This is a genomic window from Bacillus mobilis, assembly GCF_001884045.1.
Classification (GTDB): Bacteria; Bacillota; Bacilli; order Bacillales; family Bacillaceae_G; genus Bacillus_A; species Bacillus_A mobilis.
The window spans coordinates 1-248 of record NZ_MACF01000001.1; the positions used below are offsets into that span (position 1 = coordinate 1).

Below are 248 nucleotides of genomic sequence, written 5' to 3' on the forward strand. Positions count from 1 at the left end.
AAGAGGCAACCAGGCTTTTTGTTTTCCAAAAAGCAAGCAAGGTGTAAAAAAATAAAATAAATGGGCACACTATTCGAAAGAGTAGGTCGCAAAGCTAAGAGTCTAAGGTAATAAAATATTACTATGATAGTCTGGTTGCAATTTGGATGTTCGCACGTATGGTTATGTGTGTGAATACTGAAGAGGCAACCAGGCTTTTTGTTTTCCAAAAAGCAAGCAAGGTGTAAAAAAATAAAATAAATGGGCAC

At 35.9% G+C, this 248-nt stretch carries 1 riboswitch.

Features of this window, described 5'->3' with window-relative positions:
- The first annotated feature begins 53 nt into the window (after nt 1-53).
- Nucleotides 54-143, forward strand: a riboswitch (cyclic di-GMP riboswitch).
- The last annotated feature ends 105 nt before the right edge of the window (nt 144-248 follow it).